The sequence below is a fragment of the Nonomuraea sp. SBT364 genome (assembly GCF_001083785.1).
Classification (GTDB): Bacteria; Actinomycetota; Actinomycetes; order Streptosporangiales; family Streptosporangiaceae; genus Nonomuraea.
In genome coordinates, this window is the sequence record NZ_LAVL01000265.1 from 1 (window position 1) to 7555 (window position 7555).

At 74.5% G+C, this 7555-nt stretch carries 6 protein-coding genes and 1 pseudogene; 6 read left to right on the forward strand and 1 reads right to left on the reverse strand.

From position 1 onward, the window contains the following. The 6 genes and pseudogenes from ADY59_RS52095 to ADY59_RS53820 form a co-directional block, all read left to right on the forward strand. Positions 1–872, forward strand: a pseudogene (locus ADY59_RS52095) (hypothetical protein); the annotation flags it as partial. An 84-nt stretch (positions 873–956) separates the two neighbouring features. Then, positions 957–2489 carry an acyl-CoA carboxylase subunit beta gene (locus ADY59_RS45645; protein ID WP_082310896.1) on the forward strand — a complete coding sequence of 511 codons (1533 nt, stop codon included), beginning with the start codon at positions 957–959 and terminating at the stop codon, positions 2487–2489. After that, a complete protein-coding gene (locus ADY59_RS45650; RefSeq protein WP_049577100.1) occupies positions 2486–4372 on the forward strand; it encodes an ATP-binding protein in 1887 nt (628 codons plus the stop codon). Before ADY59_RS45645 ends, ADY59_RS45650 begins: the two co-directional genes overlap by 4 nt. After that, positions 4369–5142 carry an enoyl-CoA hydratase-related protein gene (locus ADY59_RS45655; RefSeq protein ID WP_049577102.1) on the forward strand — a complete coding sequence of 258 codons (774 nt, stop codon included), beginning with the start codon at positions 4369–4371 and terminating at the stop codon, positions 5140–5142. Before ADY59_RS45650 ends, ADY59_RS45655 begins: the two co-directional genes overlap by 4 nt. Then, positions 5139–6494, forward strand: a complete 1356-nt coding sequence (locus ADY59_RS45660; RefSeq protein WP_331459593.1) for an acyclic terpene utilization AtuA family protein — start codon at positions 5139–5141, stop codon at positions 6492–6494. Before ADY59_RS45655 ends, ADY59_RS45660 begins: the two co-directional genes overlap by 4 nt. Next, positions 6484–6837 carry an AtuA-related protein gene (locus tag ADY59_RS53820; protein WP_331459594.1) on the forward strand — a complete coding sequence of 118 codons (354 nt, stop codon included), beginning with the start codon at positions 6484–6486 and terminating at the stop codon, positions 6835–6837. Before ADY59_RS45660 ends, ADY59_RS53820 begins: the two co-directional genes overlap by 11 nt. Positions 6838–6849: 12 nt before the next feature. Here the strand turns inward: ADY59_RS53820 and ADY59_RS45665 are convergent. Further along, a partial coding sequence (locus ADY59_RS45665; RefSeq protein WP_049577105.1) for an ROK family protein occupies positions 6850–7555 on the reverse strand: 706 nt, incomplete at its 5' end.

The following is a 7555-nucleotide window of genomic DNA, read 5'->3' on the forward strand; positions in this document are numbered from 1 at the left end:
GTGCCGGAGGGGCCGGGAGGGGGTCGCAGCCGAGGCAGCGCAGGACGTTGACGTTCGCGCTGTCCGGGGCGGCCGCGGCGGCGCTGCTGGTGGTGGCCGGGGCCGTGGTGGTCCAGGCGAACTCCAAGCCGCAGACCGTGGTCGCCGTCAGCAACGGCTCGGCGACCACGCCCACGCCCACGGCGGACACGCAGATCCCGCCGGAGGTGCTGGATCCCCCGGAGGCCGTCCCGTCCACGGTCCCGGAGCTGGACATCGACGAGCCGAAGACGAAGAAGCCGAAGCCGGGAACGACGCAGAACGGTGACGGCCTGGCCCAGGTCCCGGACCCGATCACGCAGCCGACGAGGCAGCCCGCGACGCGGCGCCCGCAGCCGACGGCGACGAAGACGGTGACGAAGACCAAGACCCCGCGACCGGTCGACCGCGTGGAGCCGGACGTCGAGCCGACCAACGCGGCCACCCCGGAGCTGTCCCGGCAGCCGACGGGTTTCCCGACGAAGCCCGCCCCGAAGCCCACGGTGAAGCCGGCTCCGAAGCTCAAGCCGAACCCGTACACGGCGGCCAAGGTCTGCGGCTCCGGCTACAAGGTGATCAACTCGCGCGCGCTGAGCAGCAAGGCGACGATCTACCTGCTCTACAGCAGCGGCGCGGGCAAGAACTGCGTGGTGACGATGTCGCGCCTGGTGTATCCGGGCAAGGTGCAGATGAGCGCGCTCCTCCAGGTCAAGGGCGGATCGAGCGGCAGCAACCCGGGCAAGTTCACCGCCTACGCCGGCCCGGTCCGGCTGCCGGGCAAGGGCAAGTGCGTCATCTGGGGCGGCTCCTGGGGCGGTCTGTCCTGGAAGTCGGGCTGGAGCCACTGCGGCTGACCCGGGCGACGGGTTACGGTATGCGTCGTGATCGTCAGCACGCTCGACACGACCGCCACCGACTACGCACGGCGCCGGGAGGCGATGCTGGGCAAGCTGGCCGACCTCGGCGCCGAGCACGCCAAGGCGGTCGCGGGCGGCGGTGACAAGTACGTCCGCCGCCATCGCGACCGGGGCAAGCTGCTCGCCCGGGAGCGGATCGAGCTGCTCGTCGACGCCGATTCGCCGTTCCTGGAGCTGTCGCCGCTGGCCGCGTGGGGCAGCGACTTCCCGGTGGGCGCGAGCGTCGTGACGGGGATCGGGGTGGTGGAGGGCGTCGAGTGCGTGATCACCGCGAACGATCCCACGGTCCGCGGCGGCGCCTCGAACCCGTGGACGCTGCGCAAGACGCTGCGCGCCGCCGACATCGCGCTGGCCAACCGCCTGCCGTACGTCAATCTGGTGGAGAGCGGCGGCGCGGACCTGCCGACGCAGAAGGAGATCTTCATCCCGGGCGGCCGGATCTTCCGCGATCTGACGCGGCTGTCGGCGGCCGGGATCCCGACGATCGCGCTGGTGTTCGGCAATTCCACGGCCGGTGGCGCGTACGTGCCGGGGATGAGCGACCACGTGGTGATGGTGCGGGACCGGGCGAAGGTGTTCCTGGGCGGGCCGCCACTGGTCAAGATGGCGACCGGCGAGGAGTCCGACGACGAGTCGCTCGGCGGCGCGGAGATGCACGCCCGGGTCAGCGGCCTGGCCGACCACCTGGCGGCCGACGAGCATGACGCGCTGCGGATCGGCCGCCGGATCGTCCGCTCGCTCAACTGGCGCAAGCAGGGCGTCCGGCCGTATGCCGTGCGCGATCCGCTCTATCCGGCGGACGAGCTGCTGGGGATCGTGCCGGAGGACCTGAAGGTGCCGTTCGACCCGCGTGAGGTGATCGCGCGGATCGCCGACGGGAGCGAGTTCGACGAGTTCAAGCCGCTGTACGGGGCGTCGCTGGTGACGGGGTGGGCGCGGCTGCACGGCTATCCGGTGGGCGTCCTGGCGAACGCGCGCGGGGTGCTGTTCAGCGCGGAGGCGCAGAAGGCGGCGCAGTTCATTCAGCTCGCCAACCAGTCGCGCACGCCGCTGGTCTTCCTGCAGAACACGACCGGTTACATGGTCGGCAAGGAGTACGAGCAGGGCGGCATCATCAAGCACGGCGCCATGATGATCAACGCGGTGTCCAACTCGACGGTGCCGCATCTGACCGTGGTGATGGGGGCGTCCTACGGGGCGGGCAACTACGGCATGTGCGGGCGGGCCTACGATCCCCGGTTCCTGTTCAGCTGGCCGAGCGCCAAGTCGGCGGTGATGGGGCCGGCGCAGCTGGCCGGGGTGCTGTCGATCGTGGGCCGGGCGTCGGCGCTGGCGCGCGGGCAGGTCTACGACGAGGAGGCGGACGCGGCGATGCGGGCGATGGTGGAGGAGCGGATCGAGGCGGAGTCGCTGCCGTTCTTCCTGTCGGGGCGGCTCTACGACGACGGGGTGATCGACCCGCGCGACACGCGCACGGTGCTGGGGCTGTGCCTGTCGGCGATCAACAGCGCGCCGGTGCCCGGGGCGGCGGGGTTCGGGGTGTTCCGGCCGTGATCACCCGCCTGCTGGTGGCGAACCGGGGCGAGATCGCCCGCCGGGTCTTCCGCACCTGCCGCGAGCTCGGCATCGAGACGGTCGCGGTCTGCTCCGACGCCGACGCGCGGGCGCCGCACACGGCCGAGGCCGACTACGCGGTGCGGCTGAGCGGCGTCACGCCCGCCGAGACGTACCTGGCGGCGGACCGGCTGCTGGAGGCGTGCCGGGCGTCGGGGGCCGACGCGGTGCATCCCGGTTACGGGTTCCTGTCGGAGAACGCGGCGTTCGCCCAGGCGGTGCTCGACGCCGGGCTGGTGTGGGTGGGGCCGCCGCCCGGGGCGATCGCCGCGATGGGCTCGAAGCCGGCGGCCAAGGCGCTGATGGCGGCGGCGGGCGTGCCGGTGCTGCCGTCGCTGCCCGCCGGCGAGGAGCCCGGCCCGGACTGGGAGTTCCCGGTGCTGGTGAAGGCGAGCGCCGGCGGCGGCGGGCGCGGCATGCGGGTGGTACGCGATCCGCGCGAGCTGGCTCGGCAGGTGGCGTCCGCGCGGCGGGAGGCGGAGGCGGCGTTCGGCGACGGCGAGGTGTTCGCCGAACCGCTGCTGGAGGGCGCCCGGCACATCGAGGTGCAGGTGCTGGCGGACCGGCACGGCGGCGTGTGGGCGCTGGGCGAGCGCGAGTGCAGCATCCAGCGCCGGCATCAGAAGGTCGTCGAGGAGTGCCCGTCGCCCGGTGTCACCGCCGCCCTGCGCGCGGAGCTGGAGTCGGCGGCCGTCCGGGCGGCGCGGGCGATCGGCTACACCGGGGCGGGCACGGTGGAGTTCCTGGTCAAGGGCGAGCGGGTGGCGTTCCTGGAGATGAACACCCGGTTGCAGGTCGAGCATCCGGTGACCGAGCTGGTCTACGGGGTCGACCTGGTCCGGTGGCAGATCGAGGTGGCGCAGGGCGCGGCGTTGCCCCCGGAGCCGCCGCGTCCCTCGGGGCACGCGGTGGAGGTGCGGCTCTACGCCGAGGACCGCGACTACCTGCCGCAGGCGGGCGTGCTGCACCGGTTCGAGGTGCCGGGCGGGGTGCGGGTGGACTCCGGGGTGGAGAGCGGGTCGGCGGTGCCGCCGCACTACGACGCGCTGCTGGCCAAGATCGTCGGGTACGGCGCCGGGCGGGACGAGGCGGTGCGGAAGGTGGCCTGGGCGCTGCGGCGGGCCAAAATTCACGGGCTCACCACGAACCGCGATCTTCTCCTCGATATCCTGAAAAATCAGGACTTCCTGCGGGGTGACACCCATACCGGCTTCCTCGACCGGCATCCGGCGGGTGAGCCGGCGCCGCCGTCGCAGCTCGCGGTGCTGGCCGCCGCGCTGGCCCTGGCCGCCGCCAACCGCGAGCGGGCCACGGTGCTGCGCGACCTGCCCGCCGGGTGGCGCAACGTGCGCTCGCAGCCCCGCACGGCCCGCTTCGAGGAGGCCGAGACGGTCTACGACCCGCTGCCCGAGGGCGTGACGGTGGTCGAGGTGGCCTGTCACGCGCCGTCGTACCGGGTGGTCCTGGAGAGCGGCGGGGTGCGGCGGGCGTTCGACGTCGCCCGCTACGGCGGCGGGAAGGTGTACGTGGACGGGCCCGGCGAGGCGGTCACGCTGACGCCGGTGCCGCGCCTGCCGGAGCCCGCCGGGCACGTCGCGCCCGGATCGCTGCTGGCCCCCATGCCGGGCACCGTGCTGCGGATCGAGGTCGAGGCGGGCGCCCGGGTGGAGAAGGGCCGGCCGGTGCTGGTGCTGGAGGCGATGAAGATGGAGCATCTGATCACCGCCCCCGCCGGCGGCGTCGTCTCGGCCGTGCACGTGGAGCAGGGCCGGCAGGTCGAGGCGGGAGCCGTGCTGGCGATCATCGAAGAAGGGGAATCATGACGCGCCTGGTCCACAAGGAGCTGTCCGGCGGCATCGCGACGATCACGCTCGACTCGCCGCCGAACCGCAACGCCCTGTCCACCCGCCTGCTCGCCGACCTGGCCGACCGCCTCGCCTGGGCGCTGGCCGAGCCGTCGGCGCGGGTCGTCGTGCTGACGGGCACCGGGCACGTGTTCAGCTCGGGCGCCGACCTGAAGGAGCAGCGCGCCGCGTCCTCCGACGCGCCGGTGACCGCCTCGTTCCCGCAGGTCATGGCCACCATCTGGGAGAGCCCGAAGCCGGTGATCTGCCGGCTCAACGGCACCGCCCGGGCGGGCGGGCTCGGGCTGGTGGCCGCGTGCGACCTCGCGATCGCGCCGCTGACGGCCTCGTTCGCGTTCACCGAGGTGCGGCTGGGCGTCGTGCCCGCCATGATCTCGGTGCCGGTGCTGCGGCGGCTGGACCCGAGGGCGGCGGCCGAGTACCTGATGACCGGCGAGGTGTTCCCGGCGGCCAGGGCGGTGGAGATCGGCCTGCTGACCCGCGCCGTCCCGGAGGAGGAGCTCGACGCGACGGTCGCCCACTACGCCGGGATGCTGGTCAAGGGCGGCCCCGAAGCCCTGGCCATCACCAAGCGCCTGGTCCGGGAGGTGCCCGCGCTGTCCTTCGAGGAGGGCCTGCGCCGGATGACGGAGCTGTCGGCCGAGCGCTTCACCTCCGCCGAGGGCCGCGAGGGCATCGCCGCCTTCGCCGAGAAGCGGCCGCCCAGCTGGGTCCCCACGGCGCCGTGAGCCCCGCCCTGCGCGTCGCCAACTGCAGCGGCTTCTACGGCGACCGGCTCTCGGCCGCCCGCGAGATGGTCGAGGGCGGCCCCGTCGACGTGCTCACCGGCGACTGGCTGGCCGAGCTCACCATGCTCATCCTGGCCGGCAACCGCCTCAAGGGCCGCCCCGGCTACGCCACCACGTTCCTGCGGCAGCTGGAGGACGTGCTCGGCCCCTGCCTGGACCGGGGCATCAGGATCGTCGCCAACGCCGGCGGCCTCGACCCGGCGGGCTGCGCGGAGGCCGTGCACGAGCTGGCCGCCCGGCTCGGCCTCTCCCCCAGGGTCGCCTGCGTGACCGGCGACGACCTGACCGGGACCGACCTCGACCTGGTGAACGCCGACACCGGCGAGACCCTGGACGCCACCCCGCTGACCGCCAACGCCTACCTGGGCGGCCGGCCCATCGCCACGGCCCTGTCGGCGGGCGCGGACATCGTGGTGACCGGCCGCGTCACCGACGCGGCCCTGGTCACCGGTCCGGGCATCTGGCGGTACGGGTGGCGTCCCGGCGATCTTGACGCGCTGGCGGGCTCGGTGGTCGCCGGCCACGTCATCGAGTGCGGCTGCCAGGCCACCGGCGGCAACTACGCGTTCTTCCGGGACGTGCCCGACCTGGCGCACTGCGGCTTCCCGCTCGCCGAGCTGCACGCCGACGGCTCCAGCGTGATCACCAAGCATCCCGGCACGGGCGGCCTGGTCTCGATCGGCACGGTGACCGCGCAGCTCCTGTACGAGATCGGCGCGCCCGCCTACCCCGGCCCGGACGTGGTGGCCCGCTTCGACACGATCACGCTGTCCGACGACGGGCCGGACCGGGTGCGGATCAGCGGCGTGCGCGGCGATCCCCCGCCGGACACGCTCAAGGTCGCCGTCACCTATCCGGCCGGCTACCGCAACACCATGACCCTCGTCCTCACCGGGCTGGACCAGGAGGCCAAGGCCAGGGTCGCCGAGGAGGCCATCTGGGCCCGGGTGCCCAGGGAGTCGTTCGAGCGGGTGGAGGTCTCGCGGGCGGGCGGCCTGCTGCGCATCACGGTCATGGACCCCGACCCCGGCAGGGCGGGCCGCGCGTTCTCCTCCGCCGTGGTGGAGACGGGCCTGGCCAGCTACCCGGGCTTCCACGCGCTCACCCCGCCCGGCGCGGCCTCGCCGTACGGCGTGTACTGGCCGGTCCTGGTCCCTGCGGCGACGGTGACCCCCGAGGTCCGCCTGGACGGCGAGCTGCTGCCCCCGCCCGAGCGGAACCCGTACGACCTCGTCATCGGCCCTCCCCGCGCCGCGCCCGGCTCCCGGGCCCGCCCCGGCGGTGGCCGATGACGAGGTCGTACGGGTTCCGCTCGGGCGGGTGGCCGGGGCGCGGTCGGGCGACAAGGGCGGCAACGCGAACCTGGGCGTGTGGACCACCACGGGTGAGCGCTACGCCTGGCTGGCGGGCCATCTCACCGTCGGGCGCCTGAAGGACCTCCTGCCGGAGCTGGCCGCCTACCGCGTCGACCGTTACGAGCTGCCCAACCTCAACGCCCTGAACTTCGTCGTGCACGGCCTGCTGGGCCGGGGCGTCGCGGCCAGCGCCCGCCCCGACCCGCAGGCCAAGGCGCTGGGCGAGGAGCTCCGCGCCCGGCAGGTGGAGCTGCCGGCGTCCCTGCTGCCGCCGGACTGAGAGCGTCAGGCGTCAGTCCAGGGCGCGGAAGCCGAGCAGGGCCGCGCCCAGGAGCCCCGCGTGCACGCCGAGCGCCGAGGTGCGCACCGGTGGCGGGCGCCGGAAGGCCAGGCGGCCCGCCAGGTGTTCGCGCAGCGGGCCGAGGAGGTCGTCGCCGGCCAGCGAGAGGCCGCCGCCGATGACGATCAGCGCCGGGTCCAGCAGCAGCGTGCAGGTGGCCAGCGCGGCGGCCAGGGCGGCCATGCCGTCGTCCCAGACCTCCGCCGCCCGGGGATCGCCGGCCGCCCTGCGGCGGACCACCTCGGCCGCCGACGACTCGCCGCACCGGCCGGCGATGGCCGACGCCGACGCGTACACCCCGAGGCAGCCGCGCTGGCCGCACGGGCAGGGCAGCCCGTCCGGCCGCACGGGGATGTGCCCGAGCTGTCCGGCCCACCCCGCCGCCCCGCCGTACAGCGAGCCGCGCAGGACGAGCGCGCCCGCGATGCCGGTGCCGATGGGCACGTACAGCACGTCGCCGGGCGCCGGCGCGGCGGTGCCGTAGGCCAGCTCCGCGTCGCCCGCGGCCCGTACGTCGTGGCCCAGGGCGAGCGGCAGGTCCAGCGAGGTGAAGGCGGCCGCCGGGACGTCGCGCCAGCCGATCGCGGCCGAGAAGACGGCGTGGGAGGGGGTGACGAGGCCGGGCACGGCCAGGCCGATCGCCGCGGGGGCGCCGGGG